Annotated in this window: 23 protein-coding genes and 1 riboswitch; of the genes, 8 read left to right on the top strand and 15 right to left on the bottom strand. The window is 69.6% G+C overall.

Annotated elements, in window-relative coordinates; translation table 11 throughout:
• Positions 1-81: 81 nt before the first annotated feature.
• The 4 genes from ACWCPW_RS25765 to ACWCPW_RS25750 all read right to left on the bottom strand — a co-directional run bounded on the left by ACWCPW_RS25765 (position 82) and on the right by ACWCPW_RS25750 (position 3,854).
• Positions 82-1,164, bottom strand: coding sequence for an NlpC/P60 family protein (locus ACWCPW_RS25765; protein WP_449763961.1), 1,083 nt, complete (start codon positions 1,162-1,164; stop codon positions 82-84).
• 165 nt (positions 1,165-1,329) lie between these two features.
• Entirely contained in the window at positions 1,330-1,653 is a 324-nt protein-coding gene (locus ACWCPW_RS25760; protein WP_395862326.1) for a hypothetical protein, read from the bottom strand.
• A gap of 87 nt (positions 1,654-1,740) precedes the next feature.
• Positions 1,741-3,042, bottom strand: coding sequence for an NYN domain-containing protein (locus ACWCPW_RS25755; RefSeq protein WP_449764060.1), 1,302 nt, complete (start codon positions 3,040-3,042; stop codon positions 1,741-1,743).
• 575 nt (positions 3,043-3,617) lie between these two features.
• Complete coding sequence (locus ACWCPW_RS25750) at positions 3,618-3,854, bottom strand: hypothetical protein (protein ID WP_020552989.1); 237 nt, start codon at positions 3,852-3,854, stop codon at positions 3,618-3,620.
• Between the two features lie 255 nt (positions 3,855-4,109).
• On the opposite strand from ACWCPW_RS25750, the gene ACWCPW_RS25745 reads away from it, so the two are divergent.
• Positions 4,110-4,748 carry an exonuclease domain-containing protein gene (locus ACWCPW_RS25745; protein ID WP_395862323.1) on the top strand — a complete coding sequence of 213 codons (639 nt, stop codon included), beginning with the start codon at positions 4,110-4,112 and terminating at the stop codon, positions 4,746-4,748.
• 86 nt (positions 4,749-4,834) lie between these two features.
• Entirely contained in the window at positions 4,835-5,113 is a 279-nt protein-coding gene (locus tag ACWCPW_RS25740; RefSeq protein WP_078977541.1) for an Lrp/AsnC ligand binding domain-containing protein, read from the top strand.
• Positions 5,114-5,370: 257 nt separating this feature from the next.
• Here the strand turns inward: ACWCPW_RS25740 and ACWCPW_RS25735 are convergent, their stop codons facing one another.
• The 5 genes from ACWCPW_RS25735 to ACWCPW_RS25715 all read right to left on the bottom strand — a co-directional run bounded on the left by ACWCPW_RS25735 (position 5,371) and on the right by ACWCPW_RS25715 (position 10,575).
• On the bottom strand, positions 5,371-6,774 hold the full coding sequence (locus tag ACWCPW_RS25735; protein WP_449763960.1) for an aminotransferase class V-fold PLP-dependent enzyme: 1,404 nt from the start codon (positions 6,772-6,774) through the stop codon (positions 5,371-5,373).
• Between the two features lie 234 nt (positions 6,775-7,008).
• Positions 7,009-7,125, bottom strand: a riboswitch (SAM riboswitch).
• Positions 7,126-7,253: 128 nt separating this feature from the next.
• The gene (gene trpD, locus ACWCPW_RS25730; protein WP_449763959.1) at positions 7,254-8,357 is read right to left on the bottom strand and encodes an anthranilate phosphoribosyltransferase; all 1,104 of its coding nucleotides are present in this window, start codon (positions 8,355-8,357) and stop codon (positions 7,254-7,256) included.
• Positions 8,358-8,421: 64 nt separating this feature from the next.
• The gene (locus tag ACWCPW_RS25725; RefSeq protein WP_020552994.1) at positions 8,422-8,835 is read right to left on the bottom strand and encodes a response regulator; all 414 of its coding nucleotides are present in this window, start codon (positions 8,833-8,835) and stop codon (positions 8,422-8,424) included.
• A 204-nt stretch (positions 8,836-9,039) separates the two neighbouring features.
• Positions 9,040-9,450 (bottom strand): hypothetical protein, encoded by a 411-nt coding sequence (locus ACWCPW_RS25720; RefSeq protein WP_406295853.1) that lies wholly within the window; start codon positions 9,448-9,450, stop codon positions 9,040-9,042.
• Between the two features lie 9 nt (positions 9,451-9,459).
• Positions 9,460-10,575 (bottom strand): cytochrome c oxidase assembly protein, encoded by a 1,116-nt coding sequence (locus ACWCPW_RS25715; protein ID WP_449763958.1) that lies wholly within the window; start codon positions 10,573-10,575, stop codon positions 9,460-9,462.
• Positions 10,576-10,650: 75 nt separating this feature from the next.
• On the opposite strand from ACWCPW_RS25715, the gene ctaE reads away from it, so the two are divergent.
• Genes ctaE through qcrB form a run of 4 tightly spaced genes read left to right on the top strand, consistent with a single transcriptional unit; the run spans position 10,651 to position 14,852 of the window.
• A complete protein-coding gene (ctaE, locus tag ACWCPW_RS25710) occupies positions 10,651-11,280 on the top strand; it encodes an aa3-type cytochrome oxidase subunit III (protein ID WP_360304941.1) in 630 nt (209 codons plus the stop codon).
• Positions 11,281-11,326: 46 nt separating this feature from the next.
• Complete coding sequence (gene qcrC, locus ACWCPW_RS25705) at positions 11,327-12,127, top strand: cytochrome bc1 complex diheme cytochrome c subunit (RefSeq protein WP_395862313.1); 801 nt, start codon at positions 11,327-11,329, stop codon at positions 12,125-12,127.
• Positions 12,124-13,209: a cytochrome bc1 complex Rieske iron-sulfur subunit gene (qcrA, locus tag ACWCPW_RS25700; RefSeq protein WP_449763957.1), complete on the top strand. Its 1,086-nt coding sequence runs from the start codon at positions 12,124-12,126 to the stop codon at positions 13,207-13,209. Before qcrC ends, qcrA begins: the two co-directional genes overlap by 4 nt.
• Positions 13,209-14,852, top strand: a complete 1,644-nt coding sequence (qcrB, locus tag ACWCPW_RS25695; protein WP_449763956.1) for a cytochrome bc1 complex cytochrome b subunit — start codon at positions 13,209-13,211, stop codon at positions 14,850-14,852. The genes qcrA and qcrB overlap by 1 nt, the downstream gene beginning before the upstream one ends.
• Positions 14,853-15,035: 183 nt before the next feature.
• Here qcrB and ACWCPW_RS25690 read toward each other — a convergent pair whose 3' ends face one another.
• The 5 genes from ACWCPW_RS25690 to ctaC all read right to left on the bottom strand — a co-directional run bounded on the left by ACWCPW_RS25690 (position 15,036) and on the right by ctaC (position 20,930).
• Positions 15,036-16,262: an Ig-like domain-containing protein gene (locus ACWCPW_RS25690; RefSeq protein ID WP_449763955.1), complete on the bottom strand. Its 1,227-nt coding sequence runs from the start codon at positions 16,260-16,262 to the stop codon at positions 15,036-15,038.
• Between the two features lie 195 nt (positions 16,263-16,457).
• A complete protein-coding gene (locus ACWCPW_RS25685) occupies positions 16,458-17,741 on the bottom strand; it encodes an Ig-like domain-containing protein (RefSeq protein WP_449763954.1) in 1,284 nt (427 codons plus the stop codon).
• A gap of 208 nt (positions 17,742-17,949) precedes the next feature.
• On the bottom strand, positions 17,950-18,348 hold the full coding sequence (locus ACWCPW_RS25680; protein WP_395862304.1) for a cytochrome c oxidase subunit 4: 399 nt from the start codon (positions 18,346-18,348) through the stop codon (positions 17,950-17,952).
• Positions 18,345-20,063, bottom strand: coding sequence for an aa3-type cytochrome oxidase subunit I (gene ctaD, locus ACWCPW_RS25675; protein ID WP_449763953.1), 1,719 nt, complete (start codon positions 20,061-20,063; stop codon positions 18,345-18,347). The genes ACWCPW_RS25680 and ctaD overlap by 4 nt, the downstream gene beginning before the upstream one ends.
• Positions 20,064-20,066: 3 nt before the next feature.
• A complete protein-coding gene (gene ctaC, locus ACWCPW_RS25670; protein ID WP_449763952.1) occupies positions 20,067-20,930 on the bottom strand; it encodes an aa3-type cytochrome oxidase subunit II in 864 nt (287 codons plus the stop codon).
• A 235-nt stretch (positions 20,931-21,165) separates the two neighbouring features.
• Between ctaC and ACWCPW_RS25665 the strand changes: the two genes are divergently transcribed.
• Positions 21,166-22,560: an aminotransferase class V-fold PLP-dependent enzyme gene (locus ACWCPW_RS25665; protein ID WP_449763951.1), complete on the top strand. Its 1,395-nt coding sequence runs from the start codon at positions 21,166-21,168 to the stop codon at positions 22,558-22,560.
• 100 nt (positions 22,561-22,660) lie between these two features.
• Here ACWCPW_RS25665 and ACWCPW_RS25660 read toward each other — a convergent pair whose 3' ends face one another.
• Positions 22,661-23,638, bottom strand: a complete 978-nt coding sequence (locus ACWCPW_RS25660) for a carbohydrate kinase family protein (RefSeq protein WP_449763950.1) — start codon at positions 23,636-23,638, stop codon at positions 22,661-22,663.
• A gap of 181 nt (positions 23,639-23,819) precedes the next feature.
• Between ACWCPW_RS25660 and ACWCPW_RS25655 the strand changes: the two genes are divergently transcribed.
• A complete protein-coding gene (locus tag ACWCPW_RS25655; protein WP_449763949.1) occupies positions 23,820-24,032 on the top strand; it encodes a hypothetical protein in 213 nt (70 codons plus the stop codon).
• The last annotated feature ends 37 nt before the right edge of the window (positions 24,033-24,069 follow it).

Genomic DNA, 24,069 nt, shown 5'->3' with positions numbered 1-24,069 from the left:
GTAACGTGGGCGCGACCGGCGCCCGGTCCGCGCCGGGACCGGGCCCGCGGCGAACGGGTGCCCCGACGGACCGGGGCCGGGTCAGGCGGGCCGGACGACCTTGGCGATCGGCATCGACCTCAGCGGCGCGTAGCGCACGTTCGTCCCGGGCTTGGGGGCGTGGATGATCCGCCCGGCGCCGACGTAGACGCCCACGTGGGTGTATCCGCCGAAGTAGACGACCAGGTCACCGGGTCGGATCTCGGCGATCGGGATCGCGCGGCCCGCGCCGGCCTGCGCCTGCGACGTGCGCGGCAGCACGACGCCGGCCTGCCGCCACGCCCAGCCGGTCAGACCGGAGCAGTCGAACGAGTCGGGGCCGCCGGCGCCCCAGACGTACGGCTTGCCCAGCGCCCTCGTCGCGGCGGCCACCGCGATCGCCGCACGGCCGTCGATCGGGGCCGTCCGGGCATCGTGCGCCGACCCCGGCCGGGCCGCCTCGCGCGAGGCGCGGTTCGGGTCGGTGCCGTCGGCGAACCCGCCCGCGGACCCCTCGGCCGGTCCGTCGGCGGCCAGGAACCGGGCCCGATCCGACGCGTCGAGCGTGTTCAGCAGCTCCCGGGCCCGGATCAGCCTGCTCTCGGCCTCGGCCCGCTTGGCCGCGAGATCCCTGCGGCCCGCCTCCAGCGCGGCGAGCGTGTCGGCGGCCTCGCGACGCTCCTGGTCCAGCGTGCGCCGGGTGGACCCGGCACGGACGATCGCGTTCCGCTGCCGCTCGGCGAGCCGGTCCAGGGTGGATGCCCGGGACAGGTACTCGTCGGGTTTCTCGGACATCAGCAGCGCGAGCGTGGGATCCACGCCACCGCCCCGGTACCGCGCCGCCGCCATCGAGCCCAGATCGCCCCGGAGGACCACCAGCTCGGCCTGCGCGTCGGCGATCCGGCCCTGCGTGCGAGCCACCTGCTCGCGCAACCGCTCCTGCCGCTCGGCGAGGCCGTTGTACTCCTCGGTGGTCGCCTCGGCCTGGTGATACAGCTCGCCGATCCGCTGCCGCACCTGCTCCCGGGAGGGCGCCGGGTCGGCGTACGAAACGTTCGAGGCGAACGCGACCGCCGTGAAAGCGGTGGCGGTCAACACGGTGACCCGGGTCTTGCCGGCCCTGCTCGGCCTGCGATGGGACGCCACGGAGTGGGCTCCTTCTCCGGGCCCGGCTACCCGCCGTCCGGGCCGGACGGTCGAGTGCTCGGGCGCTCGACCGGCGACCTTAGTGACCCAAACATGATCACTTCAAATCAATCGGCCAATTCCGTGTCGCTCTCCGCCAATTCCCCAAAAAAGGACACTCGGCGGTCACCTCTCGCGCTCGACCGATCGACGAACGCTCGGCATCTCGCCGTTGTCGCGCAATTGCGCACCCGCCGCCGCGAGCATCCCCTCGGCCGCGAACAGCCGCAGCGCGGTGAGGGTTTCCTCGTCCAACTCGGCGTAGTCGAGCTGATCGGCGTGCTCGCCGTACTCCCCGGAGTCGGCGTATTGCGAAACAAATGATAATTCGGACGATATACCGGAGTCGATCGATCGAACGCTGATCAACGCCGGCCCGATCGAGGCCGGAATCGCGCAGCCGGCGCCGGCGCGCCCTCGGCCTCGGTGCGTACGACAGGCGATGCGCATGTGGCTTCTCCCCTTTCGTCGACTTTCCTCGTCAACGGTAGGGAGCGGCACCGACACGCGGTGCGAACGGCGCCCGTGCGCCCGGGGTCAGCCGCGGGTGAGCCTGCGCAGCAGCATGGTGGAGGGCACCGGGCGGGCACCGGCCTTGCGCACGCCCTCGGCCACCTCGCGGTCGGTGGAGACCACCACGACCGGGCGGCCCGGCGGCTCGGCCCGGACCAGCCGGCGAATCAACTCGTCGGCCGTCTCGCCCGGCTTGCTGAACATCACCCGCACCCCGCGCGCGGGGGCCAGCAGCACCGGCGCGTCCAACTGCGCGCCGTCGAACACGCACGTCACCTCGCAGCCGGTCTGCGCGGCGAGCCCGGTCAGGCCGCCGACCAGCCGGTCGCGCTGCTTGTTCAGCGCGAGCGTGGGATAGCCGGTCTTGGTCACGTTGTAGCCGTCGATCACCAGGTGCGCCTGCGGCAGCGCGAGCAACTGGTCGAGCAGCGCCGGGTCGTCGCCCTCCAGCGCGCGCTGCGCGATGTCCTTTATCCCGGACGCGCCCGGCACCACCGCGTCCACCATGTCGGCGGGCCGGATGCCCACCGGCGGCAGCGCGAGCTCGCGGCGCAGCCCCTGGGCGGCCTCCAGGACGGTGTCCAGGAGCAGCCGGACCCGGGTGTCCTCCATGCTGCGTCCCTCGCGGGCCGCCCGACGGCTGGCCTCCAGGGCCGATTCGACCTCGGCGACGCGACCGCGCAGCCGGCGCGCCTCCTTCTCCGCGGCGGCGACCGCGGCCTGCGCCTCGACCCGCACGGCGTCCAGCTCGGAGCGGGCCCGGCGGGCCTCCTTCTCCTCGTGCTTGGCGCTGCCCTGGAGGCCACGTACCTGGCGGCGCAGGTGGTCGGCCTCCTTGCGGGCCGTCTCCAGCTCCGCGCGCAGCCGCTCGTGCTCGGTCTTGGAGGCCGCGCGCAGTACGCCGACCTCGTGCTCGAGGCGGGACAACGTCTCGGCGGCCTCGGCCTCGGCGCGATCGGCGGCGGCCTCCTTGGCCGCGTCGCCGGCGGTCTCGATCAGGCGGACCCAGCCGCGCGGGCGCAGCAGGTACGCGGCGGCGGCCACGTCGAGCGGGTCGGCCGCGGCGGGCACGTTGCCGGCCTCGAGCGCCTCGGAGATCTCCGGCAATCCCTTGCGAAAGCGCTCCGCTATGCGCTGCCGGAACACCGGGTCGTTCTCCAGCGCGGCGGCCAGCGGCGTCGCGGCGAACTTGGCCCGGCGCTGGTGGGTGAACCGGGCGAACCGGCGCAGCGGGCCGGGCACCTCGTCCGCGGTCATCGTGCCGAGCGCGTCCGCGGCCACCGAGATCACCCGCACCCGAACCGCCTCGGGCAACGGCCCGGACAACGCCTCGGGCTCGACGGCCTGCGGATCGCCACGCTCGGGGTCGTCGGCCCCGACGGCTCCGGGCTCGGCGCGGGCGTCGGCCTCCGCGCCGGCGGCGACATCGGGTTCGGTGGTGGGGTTCGGAGCGGTGGTGGGGTTCGGAGCGGTGGTGGGGTTCGGAGCGGCCTCGGCGCTCGCCGGCCCGGCCGGGTGCGCGTGGGCCGCGGGGGCGGCGGTCCCGTGCGGCTCCGGATCGACCGCGTGGTCGACGGGTGCCTCCGGGGCGGCCTCGGAGGCGACGGACACCGGGTCGGTCTCCGCCTCGGCCCGGGGTTGCGCGTCGAGGTCGGGCTCGGCGGCCGGCACCGCCTCGGCGGCCTCGGCGGCGTGCGCAGGCGTGACCTCGTCCGCGCGGGTATCCGGTCCGCTCACTGCTCCTCCGGTCCTTCCCGTTCCCTTGAGGCCCCTCCCCGCGTCACCGTTGCCGGGACGCCGACGCCTTGATCATGGCGTGTTCCGGAGCGGGGACGGCCGCGCCGGGCCGCCCCGATGCCGAAACGATGCACAGTCCCATTGTCGCCGCACGGTCTCGGCGCTCAGCTCGCGTCGGGTCGCGCCACCAGTTCGACGGAGTCGGTCGCGTTGCACCAGCGGCAGCGCACCGACTCGATCTCGTCGGAAACGATCTCGCGCTCCTCGACCCGGGCGACGCCCGCGAGGTCGAGGTGGGTGAACTCGACCGCCTTGGTGGTCCGCGTCACGTCGAACCGGGTCAGGTTGCCGCACAGCGAGCAACGCCACCGGGTGTCCTCGGTGGGGGCCTGGATCGACATGCGTGTTCCCTTCCTGTCTGGTCTGCGAGCGTCTGCCGGTCCGCGAGCGGCCCGCGTACACCCATGATGCCGGGCGGCGAGAGGTACCTGGGCGCGGCCGTGTCGGGCCGGAAACGTACCGTCCGGTACATGAGCAGCACCGCGCACCGGGATTGCCGGTCACGAGGTTCGGCGAATCAGGGCTTGCCGGCGGCCGACCGGCCGCGGCGTTCCCGCCCGCCGGACAGTATCGCCCCGGGCCACGAGTTGCGAACCATGCCCGGGTCCCGAGCGATTCGTGACGAGGTGGAGCGCCAGGTGTTCACGGTCGTCGATCTGGAGACGACCGGCCTGGATCCGCAGGAGGCGCGGATCACCGAGATCGCCGCCGTACGCCTGCGCGGATCGGACCGTCTGGGCGAGTTCGCGACCCTGGTCGCGCCCGGCGTACCGATCCCGGAGTTCATCACCGACCTGACCGGGATATCCGACGACCTGGTGGCCGACGCGCCACCGCTGCGGCTGGTGTTGCCGGCGTTCACCCGGTTCGCCGAGGACGCCATCCTGGTCGCCCACAACGCCCCCTTCGACGTGGGCTTTCTGCGTGCGGCGAGCCTCGCCTGCGACGCGCCGTGGCCCGATCTGCGGGTCGTGGACACGCTCGCGCTGGCCCGCGCGCTGCTGCCGCCCGGGACGGTGCCGAACATGCGCCTGGGCACGCTCGCGCGGTACTTCGAGGCGCCCACCGACCCGACCCACCGAGCGCTGGCCGACGCCCGGGCGACCGCGCACGTCCTGCGCGCCTTCATCGGCCGAATGCACGCGAGCGGCCGGCACGAACTGTCCGACCTGCTCACCCTCGGCCGGCCGGCCGCACCCAGGGTGTGGCCGGAGCAAACCACTCCGATCGGGTGAAGCAGCAGTCGCGCCACCGACACCACCCGGCGCGCGTGCGCCGACTAAGCTCGGGCACCTTGTCGTCGAGAGCCGGAGGACTATCCGTGATCACCGCGATCGTGCAGGTCAAGACGCGTGTGGACCAGACCCCGGAAATCGCGGAGGCGATCGCCGCGATCGAGGGCGTGAGCGAGGTCTACTCGGTGACCGGAGAATTCGACCTGATCGCCATGGTGCGCGTCCGCGCCCACGACGACCTGGCCGACGTCATCCCCGGCCGCCTCAACAAGGTCCCCGGTGTGGAGGCCACCACAACCCACATCGCCTTCCGCACCTACTCCCAACACGACCTCGAAGCCGCCTTCGCCATCGGCCTGGAATAACCCCACGTCCGGGCGCCCCAAAAGCGCCCGGACCCACCCCGCCCAACACGCGACACACCCCCGGCGAGGCCACCCCACCCCGGGCCGAGTCCAGCCCGCCCGGCGCTCGAGAACACCTGCCCCGGCGCAATCAAGACCCAAGCCCCACCGCCTGACGACACCACATCCAGCCCGTCCGGCGCTCGAGGACACCCCCGGCGGGGGCCACCCAGCCCGTCCGGCGCTCGAGGACGCCCGGCCGGCGAGGCCAAAACCCCCTACGCCGCAGGCAATTGCCGCACGGAGCGCGGGTCCGCGTCCGGAACGCAGCGCCCCCCATCGACCGTGTAGCTCCACAACGCCCCGCGCTCCACGATCTCCCGCACCGCCCCCGCGAAGCGGTCCAGGTGCTCGACGGGCGTCCCCAGACCGAAGCTGACCCGGATCGCGTTGAGGTTCTGCTCGCCCTCGGGCGCGTCCGGCGACCCGCACTCGGTCGGCTGGTCGGCCCGCCCGCCCAACAGGTGCCGCACCAGCGGATGAGCGCAGAACAACCCGTCCCGCACGCCGATCCCGTACTCCGCCGACAACACCGCGGCGAACCGCGAGCTGTTCCACCCCTCGACCACGAACGAGAGCACCCCCACGCGCGCCGACTCCGGCCCGAACAGCTCCAGCGTCCGCACCGCCGGAATCCGCGCCAGTTGCGCCCGAAGGCGCGCGAGCAGCGCCTCCTCGCGGGCGACCAGCGCCGCCGGCCCCGCCTCGGTGATCGCCCGGCACGCGGACGCCAACGCGTAGGCGCCGATCACGTTCGGCGACCCCGCCTCGTGCCGGGCCGCACCGCGCTGCCACTCCACGTGGTCCCGGCTGACCGCCTTGCTCGCCCCGCCACCGGCCAGGTACGGCTCGGCCGCGTCCAGCCAGTCGCCCCGCCCGGCCAACACGCCGGAGCCGAACGGCGCGTACAGCTTGTGCGCCGACAGCGCGATCCAGTCCACGTCGAGGTCGGCCACCGACACCGGGTGGTGCGGCGCCAGTTGCGCGGCGTCCAGCACGATCCGCGCGCCGTGCCGGTGCGCGACCTCGGCCAGTTCGGCGACCGGGAAGAGCTCACCGGTCACGTTCGAGGCGCCGGTCACGCACACCAGCCGGGGGCCGTCCCCGGACCCGGCGAGCGCCGCCTCCAGCGTCGCGACGGCCTGCGCCGGCGAGGAAGGCGCGGCCAACTGGGTCACCCCGGCGTGCCGGCGCCACGGCAGCAGCGCGGCGTGGTGCTCGGTCTCGAAGACGAACACCCGGGTGCCGCGCGGCAGTACCGACGCGAGCAGGTTGAGCGAGTCGGTGGTCCCGCGGGTGAACAGCAGCGTGTCGTCGGCCCGCAGCCCCAGGAAGCTCGCGACCGTGGCCCGGCTCTGCTCGTACAGGTCGGTGGACAACTGGGACAGGTAGCCGGCACCGCGGTGCACGCTGCCGTAGTAGGGCAGGTATGTGGACACGTCGTCCCACACCCGCTGTAGACACGGCGCGCTCGCCCCGTAGTCGAGCGCGGCGTACTCGACCTCGCCACCGGTGACCAGCGGAACGAGCACGTCCCGCCCGACCACGGGCAGCGGCGCGGCGATCGCGACGTCACAGTCGAAGGCGGAAGCGGCGGCGGCGGAAGCGGTGTCGACGGTCATGGCGAAACTCCTCGGCAGGCACGGAACGCCCCAGCGGATGTCGCTAAATCGACATCAAAACGCACCGGGTGGTCCGCTGGTGAAATGTGGTCTCAAAAAAGCGACGCGCGACGACTCAGCGCGTACGGATCAGGGCGATTCGCCCGTTTCGAGAAAGAGATTTCACGCCATCACATGCTCCCCAGGTACAGGACCCCCGGGTCACATGGAGCAATTGCCTGCCGTCATGCAAGGGGTCCGCGCTTGCCGGGGCGCCTTACGACGCCCGGCCGTGTCATCACCCGGGGCACCCCACCGCGGAGCGAGGGTTGCCGGACAGCAAGCCGGGGCTTTCCACTGTCACTCGTGACCTGCGCAGAATTATTACCGGACGGAACGCCCCGCGCAACGACGGCCCCATCATTCCCACATCCTGGACGGCACGACGCCGGGCGGGTCGACCTCGACCCACCCGGCGCGCGATCCCCCGCCCGAACCCGCTATCCCCGCGCGAACGACCGGGTCGTGGCCACCCAACGATCCAGCGCGGCCTGCGCCGCGCCCGAGTCGATCGCCTCGGCGGCCCGATCGATCCCGGCCGCCAACTGCTGGGTCAGCGATCCCTCTCCCGGGCCCAACGCGGCCAGCGCCGCCGCCGAGTTCAACAACACCGCGTCGCGCACCGCGCCCTGCCCGCCCGCGAACAACTTCCGGGCCACCTCGGCGTTGAACGCCGCGTCGCCGCCGCGCAACGACTCGATCCCGTTCAGCGGGATGCCCAGGTCCCGCGGGTCCACCCGGTCCTCGCGCACATCGCCGTCCCGCACGATCCACACCTGCGACGTGGTCGTGACGGTCAACTCGTCCAGCCCGTCGTCGCCCCGGAACACCAGCGCGGTCGCGCCCCGATCGGCCAGCACACCGGCCACGATCGGCGCCATCCGCAGATCCGCGACCCCGATCGCGTGGAACCGGACCCGGGCCGGATTGGTCAACGGCCCCAGGAAGTTGAACGTGGTCGGCACGCCCAACTCGCGCCGCGCCTGCGCCGCGTGCCGCAACGACGGGTGGAAGCGCTGGGCGAAGCACAGCGTGATGCCCGCCTCCTCGGCCGTCCGGGCCACCTGCTCCGGGGTCAGGTCCAGCACCACACCGAGCGCCTCGAGCACGTCGGCGGCACCGCTGGACGAGGACGCCGCCCGATTGCCGTGCTTGACCACGGTCTCGCCCGTGCCCGCGACCACGATCGCGGACATCGTCGAGATGTTCACCGTCCGCGCGAGGTCGCCACCGGTGCCGACGATGTCGACCGTACGACCGGGCACCTCGATCGTCGACGCGTGCGCGTACATCGCCCGCACCAGACCCGAGACCTCGTCCACGGTCTCGCCCTTGGCCCGCAGCGCGATCACGAACCCGGCCACCTGCACCGGCGTCGCCTCGCCGGTCATGATGTGGTCCATCGCCCACGCGGTCGCGTCGGCCGGCAGGTCGTCGCCACGCATGAGCGTCGCCAGGAGGTCCCGCCAGGAACGGGCCGCCGGGTTGCCGCCGCTCTTGTTCGTAGAGGCCGAGGCGCCCATGGTCCGCTCCCGCTGTGTCATCGGATAAGTCCGCGACAGCGTACCCACCGCGCCTGGCGCGGCCGGGTGGTTATCCGGGATGCGGTCAGGCCGGCTGGCGTCCCGCGATCCGGCCCCGGATCAGGTCGGCGGCCGCGTCCGCGAGCGTGCGCGGATCCAGCGGGTGGGCGACCACCGCGTCCGCCCGGCACCACGTGGCCAGCCACGCGTCCTGCGGACGGCCGACCAGGGTCAGCACCGGCGGGCAGTTGTAGATCTCGTCCTTGAGCTGACGACACACACCCATGCCACCGGCCGGAGCGGTCTCCCCGTCCAGGATCACCAGATCGATGCCGCCCTTGTCCATCGCCTCGATCACGGCGGGCTCGGTGGCGCACTCCAGGTATTCCACGAACGGCACGTCGACGGCGGGCCTGCGCCCGAGGGCGAGGGTGACCTTCCGTCGGGTGTTGCGGTCGTCGCTGTACACGAGGACGGTCATGGTCTCGCCGCGCGTCATGTCCACCTGCCTGTGTCTGGGCTGCGTGTGTTCAGGGCTGCGTATGTTCAGGCCGTGCGTGTTCGGTACGGACAACACTCGGATCGACCCGGATGTTAGCGCTTTTCCGCACGAAAATGTGTGCCTCGTCACGCGCTCGTCCCGCCCCCGGCCGGCCCCGGTCCGGCCCCGGCGGCACCGACCGCACCCCCGACGCGCCCCGAATCACCCGCGCGCGAGCACCTCGTAGCCCTCGGCGTCGCCGCCCAGGCGCTGGGCCAGGCCCGCCATCCGGGTCCGCTCCCGGGCCGGCTCCAGGCCGGTGATCACCTGCTGTCGGGAGATCAGCACCCGCAGCGGCCGCTCGTCCGGGGCCGGCGCCACCACCCGCCAGCCGTCCGGCGTCAGGATCCGGGCCGCCTCGTCGGCCGCCGCCAGGTCCGGCAGGGTCAGCACGTGCCGCATCACGAACGGGCCGGTCTCCACCGCGACTCCGGCCGCCCGCATCTGCGCGACCACCGCCGAATCGGCGCGCGAGGGATCGAAGCAGGACCCGACCACGACGAGCGTGCCGTCGTCGACGAGCACGGGAGCGGGTTCCGGTCGCCGCCGGCGCAGGAAACGTTCCAGGATCATGCGGCGACGCTACTCGGCCGCGTCGGCCACCCTCGGCTCGGGCCCGCGGGCCACCCGGACGGCCGAGTCGGCCTCATCCGTTCGGGCAGAGTCACCCGGACGAGTGCTCTTCGGCACGGGTTTTCCGGCGCCGTCCAAGCCCTGCTCCGCACCGCCGCCAGCCTCGGCCGCCTCGCGCGCCAATCGCTCCTCGCGCGCCTTGCGGCCGGCCTCGATCAGTTCGAGTCGATCCAGCCGGCGGTCCTCCCGGACCGCCTCGCGCTCGGACGCCCGGGCCCACTGCACGAACAGCACCAGGAAGACGAGCAGTCCGATGATGTCGCCGCTGCCCCACAGGATTCCGCCCGCCGTGCCCTGGTCGGAGAGCGGACTCGCGCCCCAGTCGCGGCCGAGGTCGTTGTACCAGTCACCGGCCAGGACATTGGACGAACTCATGATCGCGATACCCAGCCACGCGTGGAACGGCAGCGTCGCGAACACCGCGAGCAGCCGCATCGGATAACTCGCGCGCGGCATCGGGTCCAGACCCAGCAACGGCCAGAACCACATGCAGCCGATGATCACGAAATGCACGTGATTCATGTCGTGCATGAAGGTGTTCCGCAACGTCAGCTCGTACCAAGGGGTGAAGTACAGGGCGAACGGGTTGAGCACGAAGACGAACCCGGCGAAGGCCGGGAAGGTGACCACCTTCGCGTATCTGCTGTGCAGCAGCGCGTTGAGTCGATTGCGCCACTTGGTCGGCAGGGTGCGCAGCGCGAGTGTGATCGGCGCCCCGAGCGCCAGGAAGATCGGCGTGATCATCGCCAGCACCATGTGCTGGACCATGTGCACACTCAGCAACACGGTGTCGTACGCGGCCAGCGCCGACTCGGTCGCGAGCAGGAACGTGCCCAGCCCCAGTCCCAGGAAGGAGAAGCTCCGCCACCGCGACCACGAGTCCCCACGGGCCCTGAGCTTGTGCACCCCGTACAGATAGAGGCCGCCGAAGAGCATCGCGACCAGGATCGGGATCGGCTCGAACACCCACCCGGTCAGGAGCCGAATGGGGGTCAGTTCCGGCGGTACGTTCCCAGGGGTCGCGTGCGCCAGAAACACCCCGGCGTCGCCTGCAGAGCCACTCACGGAACCAGAGCCTAACCCGGACACGTTGTACAAAGGTTGCCCCCCGAAGTGTGGGCAGATCCGGCGACCGCAATAATGGCCGCCGTGGCGACAGCAACTTCACTAGAAACCGGGCCCCCCTCACACGGGACACACGGGACGCTCAACCGTCCCAACTTGGTCAGCATCGGCACGATCGTCTGGTTGGCGTCCGAGCTGATGTTCTTCGCGGCCTTGTTCGCGATGTATTTCACGATCCGCTCCGTCACCGGCGCGGACGCTTGGCGTGAGCACGCCAGTGAGCTGAACATCCCGTTCTCGACGGGCAACACGACGATCCTCGTGCTGTCCTCGCTCACCTGCCAGCTCGGCGTCTTCGCGGCCGAACGCGGTGACGTCAAGAAGCTCAGAATGTGGTTCGTCATCACCTTCGTGATGGGCGCCGTCTTCGTCGGCGGCCAGGTGATGGAGTACACGGAGCTGGTCAAGGAGGGCACGACTCTCTCGTCGTCGGCTTACGGTTCGGTCTTCTACCTGACCACCGGCTTCCACGGCATGCACGTGACAGGCGGTCTGATCGCCTTCCTGCTGATCCTCGGACGCACCTACGCGGCCCGACGGTTCACGCACGAGCAGGCCACGGCCGCAATCGTCGTCTCGTACTACTGGCATTTCGTCGACGTGGTCTGGATCGGTCTGTTCTTCACGATCTACGTCATCAGGTAGACGTCCCGACACTTACTACGCAGACGACATTGGACCGGGGTTTTCCGTGAAAAAGCTCTCCGCGCGGCGACGCCACCCCTTGGCGGCGATCGTCGTACTCATCTTCGCGCTCGCGGCCACGGGGGGTCTGTACGCCGCGTTCGCGCCTGCCAAGAAGGCGGAGGCCGACGATTCCGCCTCCATCGCGGTCGAGGCGGGCAAGAAGCTCTACCTGAGCGGTTGTTCGACCTGCCACGGGCTCGACGCCCAGGGCTCCACCGACGGCCCGTCCCTGATCGGCGTCGGCGCGGCCGCCGTCGACTTCCAGGTGGCGACCGGCCGGATGCCGCTTCAGCAGCCCGGTGCCCAGGCGCCGCGCAAGCCCGAGGTCTACACCCAGGCGCAGATCGACCAGCTCTCCGCGTACGTGGCCTCCCTCGGCGTCGGACCCAAGGTCCCGACGGCGAACATGTACGCCCCCGACGGCGACATCGTCAACGGCGCCGAGCTGTTCCGCACGAACTGCTCGCAGTGCCACAACTTCTCCGGTGAGGGCGGCGCCCTGACCGAGGGCAAGTTCGCGCCGCCGCTGAAGAACGTGGACCCGAAGCACATGTACGAGGCCATGCTCACCGGCCCGCAGAACATGCCTTCGTTCCCGGACAGCACGATGCCCGAGCAGCAGAAGAAGGACATCGTCACGTACGTCAACGAGACGACCAAGAAGGAGCCGAACCCCGGCGGCCTGGGTCTCGGCCGGCTCGGCCCGGTCTCCGAGGGTCTGTTCGGCTGGATCATCGCGCTCGGTCTGCTCATCGGATGTGCGATCTGGATTGCCGCCCGGACCCCCAAGGCCAGGACCAAATGAGTAGCCAGGACAAGTCTGAAGTGCCTGAAGAGCACCTGCCCGAGGTCCACGCCTCGGCACATGTTCCGGCGGAAGGCGACCCGTTCGCCGACCCCGGCCTGCCGGCCCACGAGCCGCGCGTCACCGACATCGACGAGCGGGCCGCCAAGCGCGCCGAGCGTCAGGTCGCGTTCCTCTTCGTGATCTCGATGTTGTCCACGATCGGTTTCATCTGGGCGTACGTCGGCATCGACAAGTACCGCATCATCGACATCTTCTTCTTCGGGAAGATCGGTGCCCAGAACCTCGCGCTCGGCGGCTTCCTCGGCCTCGCGCTGTTCTGCATCGGCGCCGGCGCGATCCACTGGGCGCGCACGTTGATGACGGACGAGGAGATCGTCCAGGAGCGGCACGAGTTCACCTCGGACCCGGAGACCCGCGAATACGCGATCCGGGAGTTCACCCAGGGTGCCGCGGACTCGGTGATCGGTCGCCGCCCGCTGATCCGGCGCACGATGATCGGCGCGATGGCCCTGGTGCCGCTGTCCGGCGTCGTGCTGCTGCGCGACCTCGGTCCGCTGCCGGGCACCAAGCTGCGGCACACCGATTGGAAGCCGGGCGTCGAGCTGATCAACGAGGCGACCGGTCTGCCGATCAAGCCGGACGACATCGTCAAGGGTTCGCTGACCATGGTGCTGCCCGACGGCCTGGTCAAGAAGTACGGCCCGGCCGGCGAGAAGGAAGAGCTCTCGCACGGCTGGCTGGAGAAGGCGGGCATGTCCGCGGTCCTGGTGGTCCGGCTGGAGCCGGAGGACATCAAGTCCAAGAAGGAACTGGACTGGGGCTACGAGGGCATCGTGGCGTACTCGAAGATCTGCACCCACGTGGGTTGCCCGATCGGCCTGTACGAGCAGCAGACGCACCACCTGCTGTGCCCGTGCCACCAGTCCACCTTCGATCTGGCGGACGACGGCAAGGTCGTGTTCGGCCCGGCCGCTCGCTCGCTGCCGCAGCTGAAGATCCATGTGAACGAGGCGGGTAACCTCGCCGCGACGCAGGACTTCGCCGAGCCGGTCGGCGCGAGCTTCTGGGAGCGTGGCTGATGTCGAGCGAACAACCCAAGGGCGGGGCCAACAAGAGCACCCCGATCCCGAACAACGCGGCCGTTCGCGCGGCCGACGCGCTGGACAGCCGGCTGGGCATCTACGGCGCGGCGAAGAAGAACCTGCGCAAGGTCTTTCCGGACCACTGGTCCTTCATGCTCGGTGAAGTGGCGCTGTACAGCTTCATCGTGCTGCTGCTGACCGGTGTCTTCCTGACGCTGTTCTTCAAGCCGAGCATGCAGGAGGTCGTCTACGACGGCTCCTACGTGCCGCTCCAGGGCATTCACATGTCCCAGGCGTACGCCTCGACGCTGGACATCAGCTTCGACATCCGCGGTGGTCTGGCGATGCGTCAGATCCACCACTGGGCCGCGCTGATCTTCGTGTCGTCGCTGTTCGTGCACATGTTCCGGATCTTCTTCACCGGGGCGTTCCGCAAGCCGCGCGAAATAAACTGGCTGTTCGGCTTCCTGCTGCTGATCCTGGCCATGGTCAACGGCTTCACCGGCTACTCGCTCCCGGACGACCTGCTCTCCGGTACGGGTCTGCGGATCGCCGAGGGCGTGGTCCTGGCCATCCCGCTGGTCGGCACGTACGTGCAGTTCTTCCTGTTCGGCGGGGAGTTCCCGGGCGAGGACATCGTGCCCCGCCTGTTCACCATCCACGTGCTGCTGATCCCGGCGATCATGGTCGGTCTGGTGACCGTGCACCTGATCCTGGTCTTCTACCAGAAGCACACCCAGTTCCCCGGCCCGGGCAAGACCGAGAAGAACGTGGTCGGCCTGCCGCTGCTGCCGGTCTACGCGGCCAAGGCCGGTGGCTTCTTCTTCATCGTGTTCGGCATCACCGCCGCCCTCGGCGGCATGGTGCAGATCAACCCGATCTGGGCCTACGGCCCATACAACCCGGGTCAGATCACGGCGGGCTCCCAACCGGACTGGTACATCGGGTTCCTCGAGGGATCCCTGCGCATCATGCCGAACTGGGAGTGGAACATCTGGGGCCACACGCTCAGCTTCAACGTGCTGATCCCGTCCCTGGTCCTGCCCGGCGTGCTGTTCACGTTCCTGGCGATGTACCCGTGGATCGAAGGCTGGATCACCGGCGACAAGCGCGAGCACCACCTGCTCGACCGCCCGCGCAACATGCCGGTGCGCACCGGCCTGGGTGTCGCCTGGATCATCTGCTACGGCGTGTTGTGGGTCTGTGGTGGCAACGACATCATCGCCACCCACTTCCACATGTCGATCAACACGATCACCTGGATCGGCCGCATCGCGTTCTTCGTCGCGCCCGTGCTGGCCTACCTGGCCACGGTGCGGATCTGCAAGGGTCTGCAACGGCGCGACCGGGACAAGGTCCTGCACGGTCGCGAGACCGGTGTGATCAAGAAGCTCCCGCACGGCGAGTTCGTGGAGATCCACGAGCCGCTGGACGCCGGGGTGCTGCACACCCTCACCGCGCACGAGCAGCCCAAGCCGTACGAGCTCGAGCCGGCCGAGGACGAGAACGGTGTGGCCCGCAAGGTCAAGCGTTCGCAGAAGCTGCGCTCGAGGATGTCGCACTGGTACTTCGCCGAGCCGATCGAGAAGCCGACGGCCGAGGAGTACAAGGAACTGACCAGCGGACACGGTCACCACTGACGCGACCGGGGCCGGGCTGCTGACGCCACATCGGCACGACCCGTAGGACGCGCAGGAACGACGAAGGGCCCCACCGGATCTTCCCGGTGGGGCCCTTCGCGTCGCGCCCCGCAGACGGCCGTACAGCCCCTTCACCGGGGCACCGGGCGGCGGGCGGCGGGCTCGAAGGTGTCGGACGCCGCGTCAGAGCTTCCGGGTGGTGGCCGGGCCGGTCGTGCTGTGGGTCAGCCACTGCGACCAGTCCAGGTTCCACTCGCCGTAGCCGTTGCCGATCGGCTCCATGGCCTTGGCGTCACCGGTGTTCACCACGGTGACCACGTCGCCGACCTTGATCTGGTCGTAGAACCACTTGGCGTTCTCGTCGCTCATCCCGACGCAGCCGTGGCTCACGTTCTCCCGGCCCTGCGAACTCACCGACCACGGGGCCGCGTGCACGAACTCGCCGCTCCAGGTGACCCGGGTGGCCCAGAAGACGTCCAGCCGGTAGCCGTCGCTGCTGTCCGCGGAGATGCCCACCGTGGTGCCGTCCATCAACACGTGCGGCGACTTGCCGAGCACCACCTTGATGCCCGACCGGGTGGTGAAACCGGGCTTGCCGGTGGTCACCGGCATCGTCTTGACGTCGACGCCGTTGCGCTCGAAGGTCAGCGTGTGCGCCGCGGAGTCCACGGTCGCGACCACGGCGTCGCCGACCTCGAAGTCCACCACCTTGCCGGGGCCGCCGTAGACGCCGTTCCCGAAGTCGACGCCGATCAGACTGGTGGCCACCGAGACCCTGGTGTTCACCGGCCAGTAGTCCTTGGGCCGATAGCGCACGGTCGTGTCGTCCACCCAGCCCCACGCGCCCTCGACCGGCGTGGACGCGGACACCTGGAGTCGCCGCTCCACCTCGGCACGCCGTGCCGGGTCGGTGACCGGCCGCTCCAGGGTGACCGTGATCGGCATGCCCACGCCCACCGTCGAGTCGGCCTCCGGCAGCACCGAGTCCACGTGCGTCTCGGCGTCCGGCGTGAGCGTGGTGAACGACTCGGTCCGGGTCGAGGTCAGCCCGTACGCGTCGACGGCGGACGCGGTCAGCGTGTACCTGCTGCCGTAGGCCAGCGGTTCGGAGTTGGACCACGTCGTGTCGCCGGCCGTGTTGCCGCCCGGCACCGGCTTGCCGTCCGGGCCCACCAGGCTCACCGCGTACAGCCGCCCGTCGCCGGCGGTGACGGTGATCGGCCGGCCCGGCTGGGCGGGCCGATCGGTGCGCACGTCCACCGCGACGCGGGCCACGCTCTTGGCGGGTCGGTCGATCTCGGCGGTGCGCTGCTTCTCCCACGTCCCGCATCCGGCCACGAACACGAGTGGCAGCGCCGACGCGAGGACCCAGCCGAGCCGGCGGACGCGAACAGCTCTGTCCCGATTCACTCATGACCTCCAGCCGTGCCGGCCGATCACCGTACATCCGTGCTCGCCGAGCGCGGATGACGCGGAGTTGGTGCATCGAGAGTGGCCGGGAACGACCCGGTTCATTCGGATAAAAACACAAACCGCCCGATCGCCTGACTCCGGCCGCCGGCCGGGTCGCGCGATCGGGCGGTTCGCCCTACCGTGTGAGACTTGCTACGCCGCCGGGGTGCCGGCCGCGCCGCCCCCGGTGAGCGCGCTGCCCTTGAGCCAGGTCGCCCAGTCGACGCTCCAGCCGCCGAGCCCGTTGCCGGCCTTGACCGTCTTGTCGGTGCTGTTGAGGATCTCCACCGGGTCGCCCTGGGTGACCAGGTCGAAGAACGTCTTGGCGTTGGACGCGCTCAGCCCGATACACCCGTGGCTGTCGTTCTGTCGGCCGAACTTGCCCTCGTTCCAGGGCGCGCCGTGCGCGTACGTGCCGGACGCGGTCAGGTGCACCGCGTGCCGCACGTTCTTCATGTTGTACGCGTCGCCCAGGCCGACCGTCTCGGAGTCCATCGTGATGCCGTCGACCTTGTCGAGCACGACCATCGTGCCGCCCCAGGTCGGGAAGCTGGGGCCGCCCGCCGAGATCGGCAGGTTCTCGATCTGGGCCCCGTCCTTGGTGATCACCATGTGCTTGGACTTGAGGTCCGCGGTGGCCACCAGCGAGCGGCCGATGGTGAACTTGATGTCCTTGGTCTGCTTGCCGTAGACACCCGGCGCCGCCTTCGCGCCGGTCAGGTTGGCCTTGAGGTTGACCTTCGTACCGCTCGCCCAGTACTTCTCCGGGCGGTAGTCGATCCGGTCGTTGCCGTCGAGGTCCTTGAGCCAGGACCACGAGCCCTGCACCGCGGGCTCCGAGACGACCTTGAGGTTGCGCTCGATCGCGGCCTTGTCCTTGATCGGCTCGTTGAACTTGAGCGAGATGATCGCGCCGACGCCCCACGTGCTGTCCGGCTCGATGTTGAAGTCGGCCACGAACGTGTCGTCGGCGGCCTTGGTGTTGAACTTGCTCTGCGCGGTGACCTCGGCGCCGTCGGCGTTGGCGGCCTTGGCCGCGACCGTGTAGGCGCCGCCGTTGGCCAACGGGGCGTCCGGCTTCCAGCCGATTCCGTCCGGGCTGATCTGCCCGTCGACGGCCTTGCCCTTGGCGTCGGTGACCACGACCGAGGTGAGCTTGCCGCCGGTCGCGTCGACCTTGAGCGCGCCGTCGGTCTCCACACTCTTGGTGCCGTCGGCGGGAGTGATCGCGATCGTGGCGGGTGCCGCGGCGACCTTCTTGTTCGGACCGCTGCCGGCGCCGCCGGAGTTGCCACCGGTCGAGCCGCCGGGATCGGTCTTGCCGCCGTCGGACGAGCAGCCTGCGATGAATATGAGCGGCGCCACCATGAGTCCCGCGAAGAGGCGTATGCCGCCGCCCGCTGCCCCCGTGCGCGATGCTCCGTGTATCCGGGGCACGCGTGTTCCTCCCTCGTCCTGGTACTCCCTTGCGTCCATTTGACGCGTCGACCCCCGGTTCGGGTTGCTACAACCGCCGAACGGTCACACACCGGTGACATTCGGGGGCGTCAGGGAGTCCTCTGTAGATATCACACAAGGCCGACCACCCATCAGGGTGATCGGCCTTGTGGCAAAACCGTGTTGCGAAGGTTGCGAATCGGTGGCGCTAGTAGCGCTGGTCCGCACCCCGGTAGAACTCGAAGACCCAGCCGAAGACGCCGATCGCGACGAACGGCGCGGCGAACATCGCCAGCCACCAGCCGAAGATGACGCCCAGGAACAGCAGCGCCGAACCGGTCGCCAACAGCAGCGGCTGCCAGCTGTGCGGAGCGAAGAAGCCCAGCTCGCCGGCGTCGTCGGCGATCTCGCCCTCTTCGTTGTCCTGCGCGAGCAGGTCCATCCGGCGCGCGGTGAAGATCAGGTAGAACCCGATCATCAGCGCCAGGCCGAACGTCAGCGCCAAGGCGGTCGTACCGGTCGGGTCCTCGGACAACAACCAGTAGATGATCGTCACCGGCAGCAGGAACACGGCCAGGACTGCGAACAGGACACCGTTGAACTTCACTTCTCGGCTCCCTTCGCCAGCTCGGGCGACGCCTCGGAACGCTCGTCGGTGAGGTACTCCAGCGCGGCGATCTCCGGGTGGTGGAGGTCGAACGCGGGAGCCTCGGAACGGATCCGCGGAATGCTCGTGAAGTTGTGCCGCGGCGGCGGGCAGGAGGTCGCCCACTCCAGCGAACGGCCGTAGCCCCACGGGTCGTCCACGGTGATCTTCTTGCCGTACTTGTGCGTCTTCCAGATGTTGTAGAAGAACGGCAGGATCGACAGACCCAGCAGGAACGAGCCCAGGGTCGAGATCGTGTTGAGCGTGGTGAAGCCTTCCTTGGCCAGGTAGTCCGCGTACCGACGGGCCATGCCCTCGGCACCCAGCCAGTGCTGCACCAGGAACGTGGTGTGGAAGCCGATGAACAGCGTCCAGAAGGTGATCTTGCCCAGCCGCTCGTCGAGCATCTTGCCGGTGAACTTGGGCCACCAGAAGTGGAAGCCCGCGAACATCGCGAACACCACGGTGCCGAACACCACGTAGTGGAAGTGCGCCACCACGAAGTAGGTGTCCGAGACGTGGAAGTCCAGCGGCGGCGACGCGAGGATGACGCCGGTGAGACCACCGAAGGCGAAGGTCACCAGGAAGCCCACGGTCCACAACATCGGTGTCTCGAAGGACAACGAGCCGCGCCACATGGTGCCGATCCAGTTGAAGAACTTGACGCCGGTCGGTACGGCGATCAGGAACGTCATGAAGGAGAAGAACGGCAGCATGACCGCGCCGGTCGGGAACATGTGGTGCGCCCACACGGTGACCGACAGGCCCGCGATCGAGATGGTCGCGGCGATCAGGCTCTTGTAACCGAACATCGGCTTGCGCGCGAAGACCGGGATGATCTCCGACACGATGCCGAAGAACGGCAACGCGATGATGTACACCTCGGGATGGCCGAAGAACCAGAAGAGGTGCTGCCACAGGATCGGTCCGCCGTTGGCCGGATCGAAGATGTGTGTGCCGAACTTGCGGTCGGCCTCCAGCGCGAACAGCGCGGCGGCCAGGACCGGGAACGCCATCAGGACCAGGACCGAGGTCAGCAGCACGTTCCAGCAGAAGATCGACATCCGGAACATGGTCAGACCGGGCGCGCGCATGCAGATGATCGTGGTGATGAAGTTGACGGCACCCAGGATGGTGCCGAAGCCCGACATCGCCAGACCCATGATCCACATGTCGCCGCCGATGCCCGGCGAGCGCACCGCGTCGGACAGCGGCGCGTACGCGAACCAGCCGAAGTCGGCGGCACCCTGCGGGGTGATGAAGCCGGCCACCGCGATGATCGAGCCGAACAGGTAGAGCCAGTAGGCGAACATGTTCAAGCGCGGGAACGCGACGTCGGGGGCGCCGATCTGCAGCGGCATGATCCAGTTCGTGAAGCCCGCGAACAGCGGCGTCGCGAACATCAGCAGCATGATCGTGCCGTGCATCGTGAACGACTGGTTGAACTGCTCGTTCGAGATGAACTGCGTACCGGGGCGGGCCAGCTCCGCGCGCATGACCAGCGCGAGCACACCACCGATGCAGAAGAAGACGAAGGAGGTGATCAGGTACATCGACCCGATCGTCTTGTGGTCCGTGGTCGTCATCCACTTGATGACGATGTTCCCGGGCTCCTTGCGCCGGACCGGCGCAGGTCCGTCCGGGGCCACGGTCTGTGGCTCACTGAGGATTGTCACTCGTCACTTCTTCCCGTGCGCTTCAACGGGGGCAGGCTCGTTGATCTTGCTGCGCAGCCAGCCGGTCTGGCCCTTCGCGGCCAGGTCCTTCAGGTGCTGGACGTAAACGGCCTTGTCCACGATCTTCACGTTGAAGAGCATGCGCGAGTGGTCCACGCCGCACAGTTCGGCGCACTTGCCGCCGTACGTGCCCTTCTTCGTCGGAACGACCTCGAACTTGTTCGTGCGGCCCGGGATGATGTCCTTCTTGTACAAGAAGTTCGGGACCCAGAACGAGTGGATGACGTCCGGCGAGGTCAGATCGAACCGCACCGACTCCTTCACCGGCAGGTACAGCGTCGGCGGCTTGCCGGGCGTGCCCTGCTCGTAGACGTCGACCGTGCCGTCGGCCGGGTCGCCCTGATAGTTGAAGGACCAGCTCCACTGCACGCCGACCACGTTGATCGTGTTGTCGGGGTTCTTGGAGAGTTCTTCGAGCTTGGTCTCGTCACGCGCGGTGAAGTAGAAGAAGACCGCGATCATGATGCCGGGGATGACCGTGTACAAAACCTCGATGGGGAGGTTGTAGCGCGTCTGCGGCGGGATCTCGATCTTGGTACGCGACCGGCGGTGGAACGCGACGCTCCACAGGATGAGCCCCCACACCACGGCCCCGACGATCAGCGCTGCAATCCAGGCGCCCTGCCAGAGCGACAGGACTCGCGGACCCTGCTCGGTGACAGGGTTGGGCAGGCCGAGTCTCGGCAGGTCCTTGGAATCGACGGAGCAGCCGGTGGCGGTCGCGGTGACGAGGCCCAGAGCCAGCAGCTGCGGCACCCTGCGCCGCATCCAGCGCCGCGGCGAGCGGTCGGAGCCGTAGGGACTCACGTAGCGCCTTCCCGAATGTCTCGCCCGCGCGCGAGTCACGGTGGGGAACTTTTCTTCCCTGACGACCCGTTGCGCGGACAGGTATGGATGTTTCTGCGGGCCAAACCCTACTCCAGCCCTATTCGGGTCGCGCGCGGAGGTCTGGTGTGGCGGGCCGGGTAGATGTGCCGGTGCGTCCGTTCGGGCGAACGGCCCGAACGCGTCCGGGATTCGGATATTGGCTAACGTCCGACGCATGGCGTATTTCGACGCGGCCTCCACCGAACCGCTGCACCCGGCCGCGAAAGCGGCCTTCCTGAGCACTCTCGACGAGGGCTGGGCCGATCCCGCGCGCGGATATTACGACGGCAGGCGCGCCCGCATGCTGCTCGACGCGGCGCGCGAGACGGTGGCGTCCGTTCTGGGCGCCCGACCTGATGAAGTGTCATTCACCACATCCGGGACACAGGCGGTCCAGTTGGGCATGCTCGGCGTGCTCGCCGGCCGGCGCCGAGTGGGCGCGCACGTGGTCCTCGGCGCGGTCGAACACTCCTCCGTTCTGCACACCGCCGACACCCACGCGGCCCGTTCGGAGCAGCTCGGAACGGTCGCGGAAATCACCCGGACGGGGGTGGACCGTACGGGCCGACTCGACATGGCGGCGTTCGCGTCGGCGCTTCGTTCGGACACCGCGCTCGCGTGCGTGCAGAGCGCCAACCACGAAGTGGGCACGGTCCAGCCGATCGCCGAGGTGGTGACGGCGTGTCAGGCGGCGGGTGTGCCCCTGCTCGTGGACGCCGCGCAGTCGGTGGGCCGGCAGTCGGTGCCGGACGGCTGGTCGGTGCTGACCGCGAGCGCGCACAAATGGGGTGGACCGGCGGGGGTCGGCCTGCTCGTGGTGCGCAAGGGCACCCGGTACACGTCGGCCCTGCCCTACGACGAGCGCGAGGCGCGCCGCGTGCCCGGCTTCGAGAACGTCCCGGCGATCGTCGCGGCGGCGGTGGCGCTGGGCGCGGTGAGCACCGAGTCGGCCGACGAGGATCGCCGACTGTCCGGGCTGATCGACCGCATTCGCACCCGCGTTCGCGAAACGGTGCCCGACGTCGAGGTGGTCGGCGATCCGGTCGACCGCCTCCCGCACATCGTCACCTTCTCCTGCCTGTACGTCGACGGCGAGGCCCTGCTGACCGAGTTGGACAAGGCCGGCTTCGCGGTGTCCTCGGGCTCCTCGTGCACGTCCTCGACGCTGACCCCCAGCCATGTCCTGGAGGCGATGGGCGTGTTGTCCCAGGGCAACATCCGCGTCTCACTGCCCCGCGGCGTCCCCGAGGCCGAGGTCGACCGCTTCCTGGCGCTGCTCCCCGGCCTGGTCTCGAACCTCCGCGCGGTGGTGGCCCACACCCCCACCCCCACGCCGACGCCACCGGAAGGCGTGATCGTCAACGCCCTCGGTCGCCGCTGCCCCATCCCCGTGATCGAACTGGCCAAGCGCATCCTCGACGTCGAGGACGGCACCCTGGTCACCGTCCTCTCCGACGACGAGGCCTCGGCCCTGGACATCCCCGCCTGGTGCGAAATGACCGGCCACGAATTCCTCCACGCCACCCCCCACCCCCCAGGCACCGCCTACGTGGTCCGCCGCCACTCCTGACCCCAACCCCACCCCACCGACTCCAAATCCCACCCTGGCCCGGCCGAGCCACCACCCGGCCCGGCCGGCGCATGAGGCCACCGCCACCCGGAAGCCGAGTTCAGATCGGAACGTGCGCCGAAACCTCAGCCGCGGCCACATCCCCATACGCGGCAGCGAACCGGCCCAGGAACGAGGCCCGCCGCAACGTGTACTCCTGCGTGCCGACCGTCTCGATCACCAACGTCGCCACCATGTTCCCCACCTGCGCCGCCCGCTCCAGCGACAACCCCCACGAGATCCCCGACAGGAACCCGGCCCGGAACCCGTCCCCCACACCCGTCGGGTCGACCTTGGCGTCCTCCACGGGACAAGGCACGACGATGGTCTCCTCGCCCGCCTGCTCGACCTTGACCCCGCTCGGACCGAGCGTGGTGACCCGGACGCCGACCTTCTTCAGGATGTCCGCCTCGGACCAACCGCTCTTCTGCACGATCAGCGCGCTCTCGTACTCGTTGGTGAGCAGGTACGCCGCACCGTCGATGAGCCGCCGGATGTCCTCGCCGTCCATCCGGGCCAACTGCTGCGAGGGGTCCGCCGCGAACGGATAGCCCCGGTCCCGGCACTCGTCGCTGTGCCGCAACATCGCCTCGGGGTCGTTCGCGCCGATCACGACCAGGTCCAGGCCGCCGACGCGGTCGGCCACCGGCCGAAGTTCGATCTCCCGCGCCTCGCTCATCGCACCCGTATAGAAGGAGGCGATCTGGTTGTGCTCCTCGTCCGTCGTGCAGACGAACCGCGCGGTGTGGTGCGTCGGCGAGATGTGCACCGACTCGGTGTCCACGTGGTGCCGGTCCAACCACGACCGGTAGTCGACGAAGTCGGCCCCGGCGGCGCCGACCAGGATCGGCGACAGTCCCAGACACCCCATCCCGAAGCAGATGTTCGGCGCCACGCCGCCGCGCCGGATGTCCAGCTTGTCGACGAGGAAGGACAGCGAGACCACGTGCAGCTTGTCCGAGACGAGCTGGTCGGAGAACCGACCCGGGAACGTCATCAGATGGTCGGTGGCGATCGACCCGGTCACGGCAATGCGCATGGCGCGTGTCTCCTAGGTGGAGTACGGGGAGGGGTGACGTACGGGGTGTACGAGAGGGGGGAAACTCGCACACGTTATCCCACCGCGCTCTGGCGGCCCTGTGAAAACTACCGGTCGGTACACCGTGCCGTCACGCTCCGTGCGACCTACTCTGGGGATCCCCAGCACAAGGAGTCGTGAAATGTCCCCGATGCCCGTGATGCCGTCGCAGGCCGAGCCCGAGACGCTCGATGACCTGCGCGGTGACTGCCGTCACATCGACGCGTCGTGGACCACCCCGGGCCCGGAGCGCACGCCGATCAAGGCCGCGCCCGCCGGTTCGCACGCTCCCGCCACCGACGTCCCCGCGCACGGCGCGACGCTGGTCGCGGGCATGTCCGAATACGGCGACTGACCGCCGGCCGGGGAACCGCCCCGGCGCCGGCCGCGTC

It is taken from the genome of Embleya sp. NPDC001921 (genome assembly GCF_053594475.1).
This window is presented reverse-complemented; position numbering and strand designations above follow the sequence as displayed.